The 16,307-nt window shown below is 36.3% G+C and carries 9 protein-coding genes; 3 read left to right on the top strand and 6 right to left on the bottom strand.

The features are described 5' to 3' along the window. Positions 1-2: 2 nt before the first annotated feature. From IL45_RS12650 to miaA, 3 genes are read left to right on the top strand one after another with little or no spacing between them, the layout of a single operon-like run. Complete coding sequence (locus IL45_RS12650) at positions 3-2,417, top strand: alpha-ketoacid dehydrogenase subunit alpha/beta (RefSeq protein WP_036584546.1); 2,415 nt, start codon at positions 3-5, stop codon at positions 2,415-2,417. After that, positions 2,417-3,280: an ion transporter gene (locus IL45_RS12645; RefSeq protein WP_036584543.1), complete on the top strand. Its 864-nt coding sequence runs from the start codon at positions 2,417-2,419 to the stop codon at positions 3,278-3,280. The genes IL45_RS12650 and IL45_RS12645 overlap by 1 nt, the downstream gene beginning before the upstream one ends. Then, positions 3,234-4,193, top strand: a complete 960-nt coding sequence (gene miaA / locus IL45_RS12640) for a tRNA (adenosine(37)-N6)-dimethylallyltransferase MiaA (RefSeq protein ID WP_235183351.1) — start codon at positions 3,234-3,236, stop codon at positions 4,191-4,193. Before IL45_RS12645 ends, miaA begins: the two co-directional genes overlap by 47 nt. Here miaA and IL45_RS12635 read toward each other — a convergent pair. The 6 genes from IL45_RS12635 to IL45_RS12610 all read right to left on the bottom strand — a co-directional run bounded on the left by IL45_RS12635 (position 4,190) and on the right by IL45_RS12610 (position 16,177). Further along, positions 4,190-4,906 (bottom strand): response regulator transcription factor, encoded by a 717-nt coding sequence (locus IL45_RS12635; protein WP_036584538.1) that lies wholly within the window; start codon positions 4,904-4,906, stop codon positions 4,190-4,192. The genes miaA and IL45_RS12635 overlap by 4 nt on opposite strands. Positions 4,907-4,910: 4 nt before the next feature. After that, entirely contained in the window at positions 4,911-6,455 is a 1,545-nt protein-coding gene (locus IL45_RS12630; RefSeq protein WP_051788726.1) for a sensor histidine kinase, read from the bottom strand. A 113-nt stretch (positions 6,456-6,568) separates the two neighbouring features. Next, on the bottom strand, positions 6,569-7,165 hold the full coding sequence (gene coaE, locus IL45_RS12625) for a dephospho-CoA kinase (protein WP_036584532.1): 597 nt from the start codon (positions 7,163-7,165) through the stop codon (positions 6,569-6,571). Continuing rightward, the gene (locus IL45_RS12620; protein ID WP_036584530.1) at positions 7,162-8,088 is read right to left on the bottom strand and encodes a YbbR-like domain-containing protein; all 927 of its coding nucleotides are present in this window, start codon (positions 8,086-8,088) and stop codon (positions 7,162-7,164) included. Before IL45_RS12620 ends, coaE begins: the two co-directional genes overlap by 4 nt. A 6-nt stretch (positions 8,089-8,094) precedes the next feature. Then, entirely contained in the window at positions 8,095-9,093 is a 999-nt protein-coding gene (locus IL45_RS12615) for a glycosyltransferase family 2 protein (RefSeq protein WP_036585368.1), read from the bottom strand. 73 nt (positions 9,094-9,166) lie between these two features. Continuing rightward, positions 9,167-16,177 (bottom strand): fibronectin type III domain-containing protein, encoded by a 7,011-nt coding sequence (locus IL45_RS12610; RefSeq protein WP_036584528.1) that lies wholly within the window; start codon positions 16,175-16,177, stop codon positions 9,167-9,169. Positions 16,178-16,307: the final 130 nt, after the last annotated feature.

Here is a 16,307-nt window from a genome sequence, read left to right as displayed (position 1 = left end):
CTATGCAAACAGAAGAAATCCAAGAACAAAAACTAGTAAAATCTGACTTCAAACAAGAAGTGATTAAAGATTACAAGATTGCGGTAACTAGCCGTGAATGTAGCCTTTTAGGACGTCGTGAAGTACTTACCGGTAAAGCAAAATTTGGAATTTTTGGTGACGGAAAAGAAATTCCTCAATTAGCATGGGCACGTGCTTTTGAAAATGGTGATTTCCGTAGTGGATATTATCGTGATCAAACTTTTATGATGGCAATAGGCGAATTAACTATAGAACAGTTTTTTGCCGGTCTTTATGCAAATACAGATATTAAAGAAGAACCTATGAGCGCTGGTCGTCAAATGGGTGGACACTTTGCAACGCATAGTTTAAATGAAGATGGAAGCTGGAAAAGGTTGATCGATCAGAAAAACTCAAGTGCAGATATCTCTCCTACTGCTGGACAGATGCCTAGACTTCTGGGGCTTGCTCAAGCATCTAAGGTTTACAGACATAATGACTTAATTCCTGAAGATAACGGCTTTTCAAATAAAGGTAATGAAGTAGCTTGGGGAACGATAGGTAACGCAAGTACGAGTGAAGGACATTTCTGGGAAAGCTTTAATGCCGCAGGTGTCTTACAAGTACCTATGGTTATAAGTGTATGGGATGATGAATATGGTATCTCTGTACATGCTAGACATCAGACAACAAAAGAAAGCATTTCTAAAATACAAGCTGGTTTCCAGCGTGATCATGAAGATGCTGGTTTTGAAATCATGACCGTTAAAGGTTGGGATTATGTAGAACTGGTAGAAACCTATGAAAAGGCAAGCAAAATTGCTCGCGAAGAACATGTACCAGTACTGATCCATGTTCAAGAATTAACTCAGCCACAAGGACATAGTACTAGTGGTTCTCACGAACGATATAAGAATGAAGAACGTCTTGAATGGGAACGCACTTATGATTGTAACGTACAGTTCCGTAAATGGTTATTAGATAATGAATTTGCGACTGATGACGAGTTATCAGCTATTGAAAAGGATATTAAAAAGCAAGTACGAGATGGAAAGAAAGCTGCATGGTCTGCTTTTATCAATCCTATTGTACAAGAGCGTGATGCCGTACTTCCTTTATTAGAAAATGTAGCTAACCAGTCTGCAGATGGTGTTTTTATCAAACCAATGATAGAAAACCTTAAATCTACTAAAGAGCCCATCCGTAAAGAAATTCTTGAAACAGTGCGTAAAACATTGCGCTATACGTTAAAAGAAAATAGTGAAGCTATCACTGCTCTTAACCAATGGTTGAATGGTTATAGTCAAGAAATTCAAAATAAATACAGCAGTCATTTATATAGTGAATCTGCCCAGGCAGCTACTAAAATTGAAGCTGTTGTACCAGAATATAATGATGACTCTGAAGAAGTAGATGCTCGCTTAATCATGAGAGATAACTTTGATGCTATTTTTGCCTCTCGTCCAGATACTATGATTTTTGGTGAAGATGCTGGAGAGATAGGTGATGTAAATCAAGGGCTGGAAGGCATGCAAGAAAAATATGGTGAGCTGCGCGTGTCTGACACAGGCATACGTGAAGCGACGATATTAGGTCAAGGAATAGGTCTCGCAATGCGTGGCTTACGACCTATTGCAGAGATTCAATATTTAGACTACCTACTCTATTGTTTACAAATAATGAGTGATGATCTTGCTACTGTTCAATATAGAACGGCAGGAAGACAAAAAGCTCCACTTATCATAAGAACACGTGGTCACCGACTAGAAGGAATATGGCACAGTGGTTCACCTATGGGAGGAATTATCAACTCTGTAAGAGGTATTCACGTCTTAGTGCCACGTAACATGACGCAAGCCGCTGGTTTTTACAATACCATGTTAGAGAGTGATGAGCCTGCGCTAATTGTAGAGTGTCTTAACGGTTATAGACTTAAAGAAAAACTTCCTGTCAATTTAGGTGAGTTTAAAACACCTATTGGGCAAATAGAAATTCTTAAGGAAGGGAAAGATATTACCGTAGTATCTTATGGGTCAACCTTAAGGCTTATAGAAGAAGCTGCAGTTGAATTAGAAAGAGCTGGAATTGACATAGAGATTATCGATGTACAATCTTTACTACCTTTTGATATAAATCAAGAAATTAAGGATAGCGTTGAAAAAACAAATCGTCTATTAGTCATCGATGAGGATGTACCTGGCGGCGCTAGTGCATTTATTTTACAAAAAATTGTTGATCAACAAAATGCATGGAGATACCTAGACAGTAAACCTCAAGCTCTAGCTGCAAAAGCACATAGACCAGCATATAGTACAGATGGTGATTATTTCTCTAAACCTAGTGTAGATGATATATTTGATAAAGTATATGCTATCATGAATGAAGCTCAACCTGCAAAATATCCTAAAAATTATTAATGCATAATACGACATCTGCACCTGCCTGGAAACGTAAGATTCATGAAATAATTTATGAAGCAGACACGCCTGCTGGAAAGTGGTTTGATGTTATATTGTTAGTTCTTATTGTCATAAGTCTAATACTGGTAATGCTAGAGAGCATACCTGGATTAGGTGAAAAATATGCTATTCCGTTTATCACTGCAGAGTGGATAGTAACCATCTTTTTCACTATCGAGTATATTTTGAGAGTCATCTCAATTAATAAACCGACTAAGTATATTTTTAGCTTTTACGGGATTATCGATTTCTTATCGACCATACCTTTGTATCTTACTTTTTTCTTTGGCGGTTTCAGTGCGCTACTGGCTGTAAGATCTTTGAGACTTTTAAGAGTTTTTAGAATTTTAAAAGTAACTAGATATATAGGTGAAGCAGATAAATTAAGTAAAGCCATAAAATCTAGTGGCCCCAAGATTGCGGTCTTTCTATTTGCAGTCATGGTAGTTTCAATCATCTTTGGAACCTTAATGTACCTTGTTGAAGGACCAGAACATGGTTTTGACAGTATCCCTAAATCAATTTATTGGTGTATCGTTACATTGACTACCGTAGGCTTTGGTGATATCGCTCCAGAGACACCTTTAGGTCAATTTCTAGCTACCTTGATTATGATTATGGGTTACGGAATTATTGCAGTACCCACAGGAATTGTAAGTGCTGAATATGCTCAAGATTTAAAAAGCAAAAGTGACAACCTTGGATCTGAAAGCCCTAATTATAGACATGTGAATACTCAAGTCTGTCAAAATTGTCTAGCCAAAAAGCATCAAGATGCTGCTCAATTCTGTCACAAATGTGGCTATCCATTACATGACTAAAAAAAATCTTATTGTTATTGTAGGGCCTACCGCAGTTGGAAAGACTGCTTTAAGTATTGCTTTCGCGAAAGCGTATAAAACAGAAATTATTTCCTGCGACTCTAGGCAATTTTTTAAAGAAATGACGATAGGTACCGCTGTTCCATCTAAGGAAGAACTCGCAAAAGCTAATCATCATTTTATTCAAAACTTAAGTATTCATGATTCCTATTCAGTTGGAGATTTTGAAAGAGATGCTGTTAAATTGCTAGAAAACTTATTCAAATCACGTGACACAGTAATCATGGTAGGCGGCAGTGCATTATATGAAAAAGCGGTGACACACGGTCTCGATCAATTACCAGAAGTTCCTGATACAATAAATGATGCGATCGAATCACTTTATAAGGAAGATGGCATTGAAGCTTTACAAGAGGAACTAAAAATGAAAGATCCTGAATACTATAATCAGGTTGATTTACAAAACCCGAGAAGGTTAATACGCGCCTTAGGAATTTGTAGAGCTACGGGAAATACATTTACTCAATATCGATCTGGTGTTAAGCAGCAACGAGATTTTAATATCATTAAAATCGGTCTAGAAGCTCCAAGAGATGAATTGTATGATCTTATCAATGCTAGAGTTGATATCATGATCAACAATGGTCTTGTTAGTGAGGCTAAATCACTATTACCCTTTAAAGATCTTACCTCTTTAAAAACTGTTGGTTATCAAGAATTGATGGGTGTTTTTGAAAACAGTTACAATTTAGAAGAAGGAATACGGTTAATTAAAAGAAATTCACGCCGGTTTGCAAAGAGACAAATGACCTGGTATCGTAAGGACCAAGACGTGATGTGGTTTCACTACAAAACTCGCCACACAGATATTGTGCAGCGAGTAAGTGAAAAACTTATGGACTTTAATAATTAAAAATCTACTTGATCTTTTACTAGTAAACGGAATCCTTCACCGTGAATATTCACGATTTCTACGTTCTCGTCAGATTTTAAATACTTACGTAGTTTTGCAATATATACATCCATACTACGAGAGGTAAAGTAATTATCATCTCTCCATATTTTAGTAAGTGCAAGTTCACGAGGCATTAGATCATTAAGATGTAATGCGAGTAAACGCAATAACTCATTCTCTTTAGGAGATAATTTAATAGGCTCTTTATCATTAAGCGTTAAGAATCTAAGTTTTGAATTTAAATGGAAGTTACCAATCTGAAATTCAAATTCTTTAGAATCTGCTAGACTATCTGCTCCTTTACGTTGAATGATTGCTTTGATTTTCATAAGCAATACTTCACTGTCAAATGGCTTATTTAAATAGTCGTCTGCTCCTACCTTATAACCTCTAAGAACATCTTCTTTCATTGCTTTTGCAGTTAAGAAAATGATAGGCACTTCTTCATTTTTTTCTCTTATTTCTTTGGCTAGTGTAAAACCATCTTTATATGGCATCATTACGTCTAGGATACAAAGATCATAGTTATCTTTTTTAAATTTTTCAAACCCTTCCATTCCATTCTTTGCGTGCACCACGTCAAAGTCGTTCATCATCAGGTAATCTTTTAATACTGTCCCAAAGTTGGGATCGTCTTCAACAAGAAGAATCTTTTTGTTTACAGTTTCCATAAGTTTAAGTTATTAAAGGTAAATTAATTATAAATGTGCTTCCTTGGCCTTTTTCACTCTCCACATAAATATCGCCATGATGGTCATCAACAATGCGTTGAGCATATGCTAGACCTAAACCATGTCCTTTTACGTTGTGAATATTACCAGTATGTTCTCTAAAGAATTTTTGGAATACTTTGCGTTGAGCTGTCTTACTCATCCCTATTCCTTGATCTCTTACTTTAATGACAATCTTATCTCTGACATTTTCTGTATAAATATCTATGACAGGAGCTTCAGATTCATCAGTATATTTAATTGCGTTTTCTAAAACATTAACAAATACGTTACTCAAATGACTTTCATTTGCAAGCACAGTCGTGCGCAATGCACCAAAGTGACGGTGTAGAGAGCCACCTCTTTGCTCTAGAATTAAGGCTATGTGTGAAATACTATCTTCTAAGACATCGTTGAGATCTAAATTCTCTTTTTGAATATCTAAATCGTTCTTTTCTAATTTAGAAATACGCAAAACATTCTCTACTTGTGAATGCATTCTTTTATTTTCTTCTCTAATCATTCTAAGATAATTAGCAACCTTTTCAGGATCTGAACTTATCTTGGGATGTTTTAAGGAGTCTAATGCCAGGTTAATGGTCGCAATGGGTGTTTTAAACTCATGCGTCATATTATTTATAAAATCCGTTTTAATCTGTGATATCTGACGTTGTTGAAACAACTGGGATATAGCACTAGAGTAAGCAATTACAATAATAAGAGTAAATACTAATGAAAGACCAGCCATACCTAAAACAGATGACAAAATAAACTTTTGTCTTCCTGGTAGATTGATTAATAGTTTATAGGACTGGTTATTTGCGCTATCAGAATTAAAAACCGGAATTCCCCATGTAAAATAATCATCGACATCAAAATTAGCAGATTGAATTCTGGTAGGAAAATTATCCTGATGTATAGCAAATTCAAAACTAGAATTTATCTGACGTTCTTTTAATTCTTTACTTAGTAATTCCTCAACCTGTTTATTAGTTACACGCTGGGTTATAGGAAGACTCGCAGATTGATCTGCAATGGATTCCATGAACATTTTTTTACTTAACATGTCCCATTGATTTAATTTCTCATAGGACTCTTCAGAATTAACAGGTGCACCGTCTAATGAAGTATTGCGCTTAATAGTTTTAACACGACGATTTAACAACTTAGTAAACATCACGCTATCCATTTCTATATCTAATATAGGAGCATTAAGCTTGTAACTCTCACCTTGAATACTATTAGAATATGTAATTGCCTCATCAACATTTGCATCCCTTATACGCATCAAAAGAGAACTCATGTTCATTGAGTTGGGAGCTATATCTAAACTATCTATAGCTCGATTTACAGCTCTGTAATAATATTCAACTTCTTGGTCTTCTATTTCTTTAGCTACATTTACTAATGATTGTCTTACCGCAAAGGAGAATTGTTCATTTCTTCCATTGATACTATCCACAATCCAGTAAATCTGGACCGCAATAATACCTGCTAATGAAAGGCTCATCAGAGCGATTAATGTATAAAGTAATTTCTGTTGCACGCACAAATTTAACACTATCGTAAAGTGTTAAAAAGCGTTTAACCAAATGTTAACATCTATAATAAAAATAACAATCCTTAACTATTTAACATAAAACGATGAATTAAATACACTTTACTAGTTAATAAATCGATATTATCATTAATTATTACAAAATCAGCTAACTCTAGTTTTTCTTTTTGGGACCATTGATTTTTCATTCTAGCTAGAACCTCTTCTTTAGTCACTAAATCTCTATCCATCACTCTTTTCAATCGTTCTTGCAGTGTTGCAGTTACTAAAATAGTTGCTTCACACCTTTTATCTCCATTAGTTTCAAATAGAATCGCAGCTTCATATAAGATATAAGCAGCATTATTATGTTTCACACAAAATTTATCAAAATCCAGATGTACTGCAGGATGCAATATTTCATTAAGCCCTTCCAACAAACTCTTATTATTGAACACCTTACTAGCAATAAAAGGTCTATTAGCCTCTAGTTTACCATTAAGTTCAACATAAGCCTTTTCACCTAGTAAAGATTTAACTTTTTCAATAACCTCAGCATCATTAGATAAAATATACTTTGACCTCTCATCGGCTATATAAATAGGCACATTCAACTTTTCAAATTCCTTAGCAACGGTAGTTTTACCACTACCTATTCCTCCTGTAAGACCTATGACTATCATCGCATTACTAATATTTGAATTTGTTGAGGAGAAAACCTTATAGAAGAAACTTTATCACTAAGTATCTTCACATCTGTCGTTATTAGATTATAATCTTCACTCAGGTCATTATAATCAACAATCGCTTTAAAATCAGACACATCAATCATTTCATACTCCTGTAACTTACAATTAAAAACAACCTCTACTTCTGAAGGTATAATTTTAACAGCAACATTATCCTTATTATTAATCACGTCTACTGGTACCATAAACGCGCCTTCAGTCATTACTGCACTTTTAATTACATAGTCAACATTAGAAGGCTCAACTTTAATATCGGGATACAGTTCAACGAGATCAATATGTTTAATCACCAAAGTATCTTTAATCGCAACATCTATATGACTCACTTCTAGCATATCTAAATCTTTAATCAACAAATCATTTCCAGTTATAACCACAGAATCTGGGATAAAGTATGGGCTCACAACTGGTAAATAATTATCCTCATAGACCGTTTTAATTTTTGATTTCAAACCCACTTTTTTGGAAATAAACTCATCGACCTTAATAATTATAAGCTCTTCTGAGACGTACCCAATTTTATAATTATTGGATAGTTGAGTTTTTAAACTACCCATGACTGATTTAGGATCAAAAAAATAATCTCCATTCTTATAGACATATTTCTGAAAATCAAGTTCTACAATTGGAGCAACATAACTAGCCTTAAGTAAATTAAAACCGTTACCCGTTAATTCAACATCTAACTGGTAAGATAAACCATCTTTAATCTTCACATTACTAGGTACATTCACCCACAAAACATCCACAGCAACATGCTGTGTATAAACTTCTTTATACTTAAAAAAAAACCACAATAAACCTGCTATTAAAACAAACGTAGAAAAAGTCAACCATTTTCTGTACTCTAGGCTCATAGGATGTTATTTAAAGAACAATTGCGGAAATTGATTTTTTTCTTCTTTTTTTAAAAAATTCAAGTAATAATATGACTTTAAAAAACCAAGACCATAACCGGTGAATTGAACAATTACAGCAAAAACAGAATACAATCCGATTATAGCACCGTTTTTAATAGAACTATCTATAAAGATAAGCAGGAAGTAAAATAAAGCTAAAAATAAAAACCATATATAACCTAATAAAAAAGAGATGAAAGAAAAAAGCAAACCTATTAAAAATAAACTAGGCAACCAGTAAATAAGCTTTGATGTATCTGGATACCATTTATTTAAAATAACCCTAACCATACCAAATTTATGAACCTGTTTATAAAATAACTTCCATGATATACGTCTTTCATGATATACATATGCCTCTTTAATTAACCTGGTGCGATAACCTGCTTTCCACAACCTTATACTCAGATCAGGATCTTCGCCGGGATGAATTTTCCCAAAACCATCAGTAGCTTGAAAAGCTACTTTACTTAAGCCCATATTAAAACTACGTGGTTGAAACTTATCAAGTTGCTCACCACCACCTCTAATTCCTCCAGTTGTAAAAAAAGAAGTCATACTATAATTAATAGCTTTCTGTAATGATGTAAAGCTATCATGTGCAGCATCTGGACCACCATAACAATCCACATAATCAGATATTAACGCATTTTCAGCGGCTAATAAATAATTTTTAGGAAGAATACAATCACTATCTAAGATAATAAAGTAATTACCTTTTGCTTTTTGCATTCCATAATTACGAGATTCTCCTGGACCAGAATTAGATTTAAAAAAATAAGAAATATTCACGCTTTCGCGAAAGCGAGAACAGACAGACTCACAGGTTATAGCAGAACCATCTTCTACTATGACCACTTCAAAACTTTTATGATAATCTAACTGAGAAATACTCAAAAGCAATTTCTCAACCTCATCAGGACGATTATAAACAGGTATTACAAAGGAAAAATTAAGTTCTATCACGTTGTAAAAATAGGGAATAAAAAAAGGCTGTTCAATTAAGAACAGCCTTTCTAAAAAAGTTATATAAAAATTACTCTTTCACTACTCGAATCGTCGAAGTACGACTGTCAGTAGTTACTTGAACTAGATAAACTCCAGCACTTAGAGTAGTCATATCAATTTGAGCATTAGTTACACCAGGTGATACATTCATAACCTGTTGCCCTAACATATTCATAACAGATGCACTATCAATATTTTGCAATCCATTAATATTCAATACATCTTTAACAGGATTTGGATAGAAAGTAAATCCTAACTCCTCGATAGACACATTACTTTGTGTTGCATCTATAGTGAAGTTATCTACGAAGAACTCTGAGTCAGTACCGGCTCCAGTAACACCATTAGTACCCCAGAATGCTAATTGCACTATTCCCGTATAACTGCTAAGGCTTACGGTTTCTAATTGACCTGTGTTTGAAATAGCAGGTGATGTAGCATCCCAAGTTTGAATAGCTGTCCAAGTTAAACCTGCATCATCAGTAATTAACAATTGTATTTGTTGATCACCAGTAAAGGCAGTTGCACCAGTTGCAGCAAATGTAGTATGGGCTATATCAAAAATCGCTTCAAAATTACCAGATGTTCCCAAATCAAATTCAGGTGTTACTAACCAGTCATTGATTGCAGCAGTATTCCAAATATTAATCTTAGCTGCCTGACCATTAGAACTTGTCGCATCGTTAGCAAAGTCATCAGATGCCCAAGCACCATCTACACCATTAGGACCAACTGTTGTAGCTGTATCATCACCTTCTGACCAGCAAACTCCTGGATATGCAGTAAAGTCATTTCCTGGAGCACCAGTAGCTGTACCGTAAGGCGCTACTATAGGAGCACAATCAGTTGCAAAGTTAATAGGACCAACCCATGAACTAAAGTTACCCATTCCACAATCAGCTCTTACATAAACTTCAAAGCTTGAAGAAGAAGCTAAACCAGAAACAGATTCCATAGTATTCATAGTTGAAGTACCAGCTCCAGTTGGAGCTCCAGAACCACTAGGCAATACTGCATATTCCCATACCGTTTCAGAACCACCAGCAGACCAAGAAATATCAACAGAAGTTGCAGTGATGTTAGCCGCTGCAACATTTGTTGGAGTTAAACAACCATTAAAGTCATCAACCACAACATCATCTATAGAAATATCACCTCCGAAAGAAGCTCCACGAGTACCTCTAAATCTAATTTGAACAGTTGCTCCAGTATAAGCTCCAAGACCTACAATAGCAGTTTGCCATGCATCAGCTTGATTTGCTTGTTGTTGACCTACAAGAGTAAATACGTCCGGTGTCCATCCTGTACCATCATTTACATCAATATGTAAAGTATCGAAATCTGGTCCCCACATATGATAAGCAAATGAAAGTGCTGGATTTGTCAATGCAGACATATCTATTAATGGAGATAAAAGCTCTGCCTCATCACCTGCTGATCCAGAAGATGCTTCAGTGAAGAAATAATTAGATCCTGTAGCCGCTGAAGTTGGTCCCGTATTAGTTGAAGTAGTACCATTAGTACTCACATCCCATGTATAACCAGAAGTTTGAGGTGTACTCCAACAATTCTCATCAGTGAAAGCTGTTGAGACTGTAAATGTTTCAAACCCTTCAGTATAAGGAGCTACAACTGCAGCACACTCTGTTGTGAATGTTGCTGGACCAGCTGTTCCACTTAATGTACCCATTCCACAATCTGCTGTAACATAAAACTCATAACAAGTCTCTGAAGTTAAACCAGATATTAGAAAACCAGTATTAGAAGTAGCTACAACACTTGTACCTGTTCCAGGTGTAAATCCACAAGGTCCATATTCTACATTCCATGAGGTGGCAGAACCATTCTCATTCCAAGAAATTTCTGCGTCCACATCAGAAACATTAGCTGATGAAAGAATCGATGGTTGTGCACAAGCAGGTAATTCATCAAATACTACATTATCAAGAGCAATATCACTAGTCCCAGTAAAACCAGAATCTGTACGCTCAGCTCTAAATCTAACTTGTACAACAGAACCTGTAAAGGTACTTAAGTCAATTACACCTAATTCCCATGGCGCATTACCATCAGCTTGCTGCTGACCTGATATTAACACCACATCATTAACAAAACCAGAACCATCATTTACATCAACATGTAATACACCAGTAACTGCACCAAACATGTGATAGTTAAACTGTACTGATGGAGCTGTTAATGTAGACACATCTACTAAAGGAGATAATAATGTCGCTTCATTACCAGCAGCACCTCCATTACCTTCAATATAGAAGTAAGATGAGCCATTAAAAGCCAAGTTAGGTCCTGTATTAGTTGTAGGTGTACCACCAGCATCATCTAGATTCCAATCCCAAGCTGTAAAACTTGTAGAATCGAAACTTCCTTTCCAGCAATTTTCTTCAGCGAAGTCAAGATTAGCAGTAAAGGTTTCAAAATCCTCAATATAAGGAGCTGTTAATGGCGCACATTCAGTTTTAAATGAGAATGGCCCTACAGTATTACTAAATGCACCAGCACCACAATCTGAAGTTACATAGAAATCATAAAGTGTATCTGGCATAAGACCAGATGCAGTTTCCGCATTAGTAGCTGCAGCATTTAAATATGCAGCTGGCATAGTTCCTTGAGCAACACCTTGAGGCTGTACTTCAACTGTCCAAACGGTTGAACCACCATTCTCTGTCCAAGATAAATCAGCTGTAGTATCTGTCAAGTTAGACACACTTAAGAAACTAGGGTTAGGACAAGCAGGTAGCTCATCTACTCTAAAATCATCTAGACTTATATCTCCTTCAAAAGTACCTGCACTTGTAGCAACAAATCTAAATTGAACTGTTGAACTTGCATAAGCAGATAAATCACTGATTTGCGATGCCCAAGGATCAGCTTGCGCTGTTTGAATTTGTCCAGGACCTATTGTTATGACATTAACCCAACCTGAACCATCATTTATTTCAAGATCTAAAGTCCCTATTTGACCACCAAACATATGGTAGAAGAACTCTACAGAAGGAGTTGTCAAAGGACTAAGGTCTACTAATGGAGAGACTAGAGTAGCAACACTAGTACCTGATGTACCAGAACTAGCTTCAGTATAGAAGTAATTCACACCACTATTTGCATTTGCAGGACCAGTTCCAGTTGAAGGCGTACTACCTACTCCGTCAACATTCCAATCATAAGCATCTACTGAAGATGCTGTCCAACACAATTCTTCTACAAATGAAGTATTTGGAGCAAATGTTTCAAAGTCTTCAAAGTATGGCGCAGCAATAGCATCACATAACGTTTGAAAGCTAACTGGACCAACCCATACCGATGTATCAGTTGCCCCACAAATAGCTCTAACATAGAAATCATATTGTGTACTTCCTTGTAAACCTGTAACAGTATAAGGCTTAGTTACTCCAGTTGCTGTTCCTCCAAGAGGCGCAGCAGGTGGCATACCTTGAGTGTAACCTATTGGTCCCCATTCTACATCATATGTTGTAGCTGTTCCATTTTCAGTCCAATCTATGGTTGCATCAGTAATAGTAATTGACGTATCATCAACCATTAACGCAGAAGGTGCTGGACAAGTAGGTATTTCATCAACTCTAAAATCGTCAATTGAAATATCACCTGCAAAAGTACCATTAGACTCAGCTCTTAATCGTACTGACAACTCTGTTCCTGTTAAACCAGTTATAGCACTAATATCAACGATTCTTTGAATCCAATCATCAGCTTGCGCTGTTTGTTGTGCACCAACAATCATATCTACATCATTAATCCATCCTGTACCATCATTAACATCAACATGAAGAGTACCTATTTGTGCACCGAACATGTGATAATAGAATTGAATAGAAGGCGTAGTTAAAGTTGAATAATCTATAATAGGAGAAACTAAACGAGCCTCAGCACCGGTAGATGAAGCCTCTGTATAGAAATAATTGGTACCACTAAAGGCCATTAAAGGACCTGTACCAGTACTTGGCGTTGACCCGTTATTATCTACATTCCAATCATAAGTACCGTCTGCATCAGCTGACCAACAATTCTCTTCTAAGAAATTTGTTGTAGCAGTGAACGTCTCAAAGTTCTCAGAGTAAGGTGCTGTAAAAACAGCACAAGCAGTTTGGAAAGAAATTGGCCCAGACCAAACAGAGAATCCTGCAGCACCCATACAATCAGTTCTAACATAAACATCATAATTAGTGAAAGCTGTTAAACCTGTCCAGTTATAAGGATTAGCTGTTGCAGTTTGTTGAATCCCAGTTGTAGTAGCATCTGGAGCAGGATCGCCTGCCGGTTGTACTAAAACTTCATAACTAGTTGCAGCCGTAGCATTAGTATCTGCAAAATCTACATCAACCGTAGTATCTGTAATATTCAAAGCAGCTAACATACTAGGTGGTGAACAAAAAGCACCACAAGTCTCTACTCTCAACAGATCAATCGCAATATCTGCGGTAAATCCATTTGTCGCACTTTCTTTACCAGTTATTTGCAGGTAAATAACTTGACCTACGTAAGCATCCAAGTTGACACCTACTGGTGCCCAAGGATCACTACCAGCGGTTTGAAGTTGACCAATAGCTGTGAATTCATTTGTCCAAGGACCTGTAGGAGAAGTACCTACATTTACTGTAAATTCATCAATTTCTGCACCGTATGCAAAATAATAGAAACTTAATTCTGCGCCATCCGTTGCAAAACTTAAATCAATTGCTGGAGAAACAATTTCAGCAGGTGTTGTTACCGTACCCGATGTCTCTAAATAAGCAAATCCACCACCACTAAATGGTGCGTCCGGACCTGTATTTGTAGAACCTGGCGATATAGCTCTATTAAAATTCCACAAAGCAGCTGTTGTAGTACCTACACCAATATCTCCTGTCCACCCATTATCATTAGTTTCAAATTCTTCTTGGAACACGAAGACATTATCCATACCAGGACAACTTACACCTGACGGTGGTAAGAATGCTGTAGTAAAAGTATCTGGTCCTGTTTGAGTACTTAATGTACTCATACCACAATCTGCAGTTACATAAAAATCATATGTCGTAGTATCATCTAATCCTGTAATAGTGTATGGATTGGTTGTTACTGAAACCTCAAATACATCTGGATCAGTTGCCGAAGTACCAGGAACAAAACCTGTTGGACCATATTCAACAATCCAAGTTGTTTCAGAACCTTGACTTTGCCATGTAATTTCGGCATCATTTGCGTTAAGGACACCTGTATTTAATAAAGAAACAGGAGCACAAGCTGGTGCTTCTTCAACACTAAAATCATCAATAGCCATATCACCAGAGGTAAAACCAACTCTAGTGGAAACAAAACGTACTTGAATATCACCTGTATAACCAGCTAAATTAATAATCGCTTGTTCAAAAGGATCATTACCCGCCGTTTGAACTTGACCAGAACTTGTAAACAAGCCAGTTTGCCAAGTTGTACCATCATACACATCAACACTTAAGTCTCCCATGTTAGGACCAAATAAGTGGTAATAGAATTGTACCGAAGGCTCTGTTAAACCATCAACATTAATAATTGGAGAAAACAAAGTTGCTGTGTCACCATTATTACCTAATGTTTCTATATACATGTATCCTGTACCAGAATTTGCAGCATCAGGACCTGTACCTCCAGATGGAGTTACACCAGTTGTAGTTACATTCCAGTCATACTCACTGAAGTTATTAGTCCCCATAAATGTTGCAGACCAGCAATTTTCTCTTTCAAAGTCTGTGTTTGCAGTAAAAGTCTCAAAATCCTCAGAATAAGGCATAGCTGTCGTTGCAGCTAATGGCAGACATTGTGTCGCAATCGAAATATTTTGAACAGAGCTATAATCTGGAGCTACAGGATCACAAACTGCTCTTACATAAATATCATAAGCAGTATCATCTGTTAAACCTGTAAGTTGTGTAGATGGATTAGTCATCACATTTACTACTGTACCTTGAGAAGGTGTAGAGAAAGGTGTAGTAATTGTTCCTGCTAACGCCCACTCAAGTTCCCATTCTGTTTCCGTTTGACCTGCTAACCAAGAAATGTCAGCTAAATCAGAACCTACAAAATCAGCTTGTAAAGCACTAACTGGAAAACAAGATATAAGAGTTTGAGCCGTATAAGGACCTACCCATAAACTAAAGTCACCCATTCCACAGTCTATGCGGATATAAAAATCATAACTAGTATCTGAAGCTAACCCAGTAACATCTGCAAAAGGTGCCGTAAATTGTTGAACTGTAGTTCCACCAGAGCCTTGAGTATAAGGAGAAGGTCCATACTCTACTTCAAAAGTAGGATTTGGATTTCCATTTGCATCCCATACAAATGAAATACTATTAGAAGTCTGTGTTACTGGCGCAAAATTAGATGGGCTTGGACAAGATTCAGTCGTTGTTAACTGAATTGGACCTTGACAAGCACTTTGATCCATTGCTCCACAAACAGCTATAACATATACATCATATGTAGTTATAGAACTTAAACCTGTAATTGTGAATGGATTTGAACTTGCTGTAACCTGAGTACCACCAGAACCACAAGTATATGGTGCAACACCATACTCAATAATCCATTGTGTTTCAGTACCACCATTAACCCAAGCAATCTCAGCAGAATCTGCAACTACATTGTTTGAGGTTATATTAGTAACTGCTGGACATGAAGGACATGATGCAGCACCACTAAAAAAGTTACCAGTTGCTGGTGAAAAGCCTGAAGTTGCCACAACAATTCCTTCAGAATCATAAAGTGTAAATTCATTATCACCAGGTGTCACTGAGTCAGCGACATAATCTAATGATATCGTATCACCATCATTTACAGTAATAGATACTGTGTTAATGTTTCCTGGAGGATTAGGAACTGTATACACCTGAGGTGTACCACCATTAATAGTCACAGAAATCTGTGAACCATTACCCCAACCATCACCGAAGTTATCCAGCATTTCTAATGAATAGTTACACTGGGCAACCATCATAGAAACAGTGAATAAAGCTAAAAGAGTAGCATAAAAATGTTTCATAGTAAAATTTAAAGGTTATTTAACGCTCAAAATAACACTTAATATTATCATAAAATAATAGAAAAGCTTTTAATCGATAAACTGATAAATATCTAGACAAAAAAAGAGCTGCCTTTCGGCAGCTCTTTAA

The sequence above is a fragment of the Nonlabens ulvanivorans genome, assembly GCF_000732625.1.
Lineage (GTDB): Bacteria > Bacteroidota > Bacteroidia > Flavobacteriales > Flavobacteriaceae > Nonlabens > Nonlabens ulvanivorans.
The sequence above is the reverse complement of the archived record's forward strand: the minus strand, read 5'-3'. Positions and strand labels throughout refer to the sequence as shown.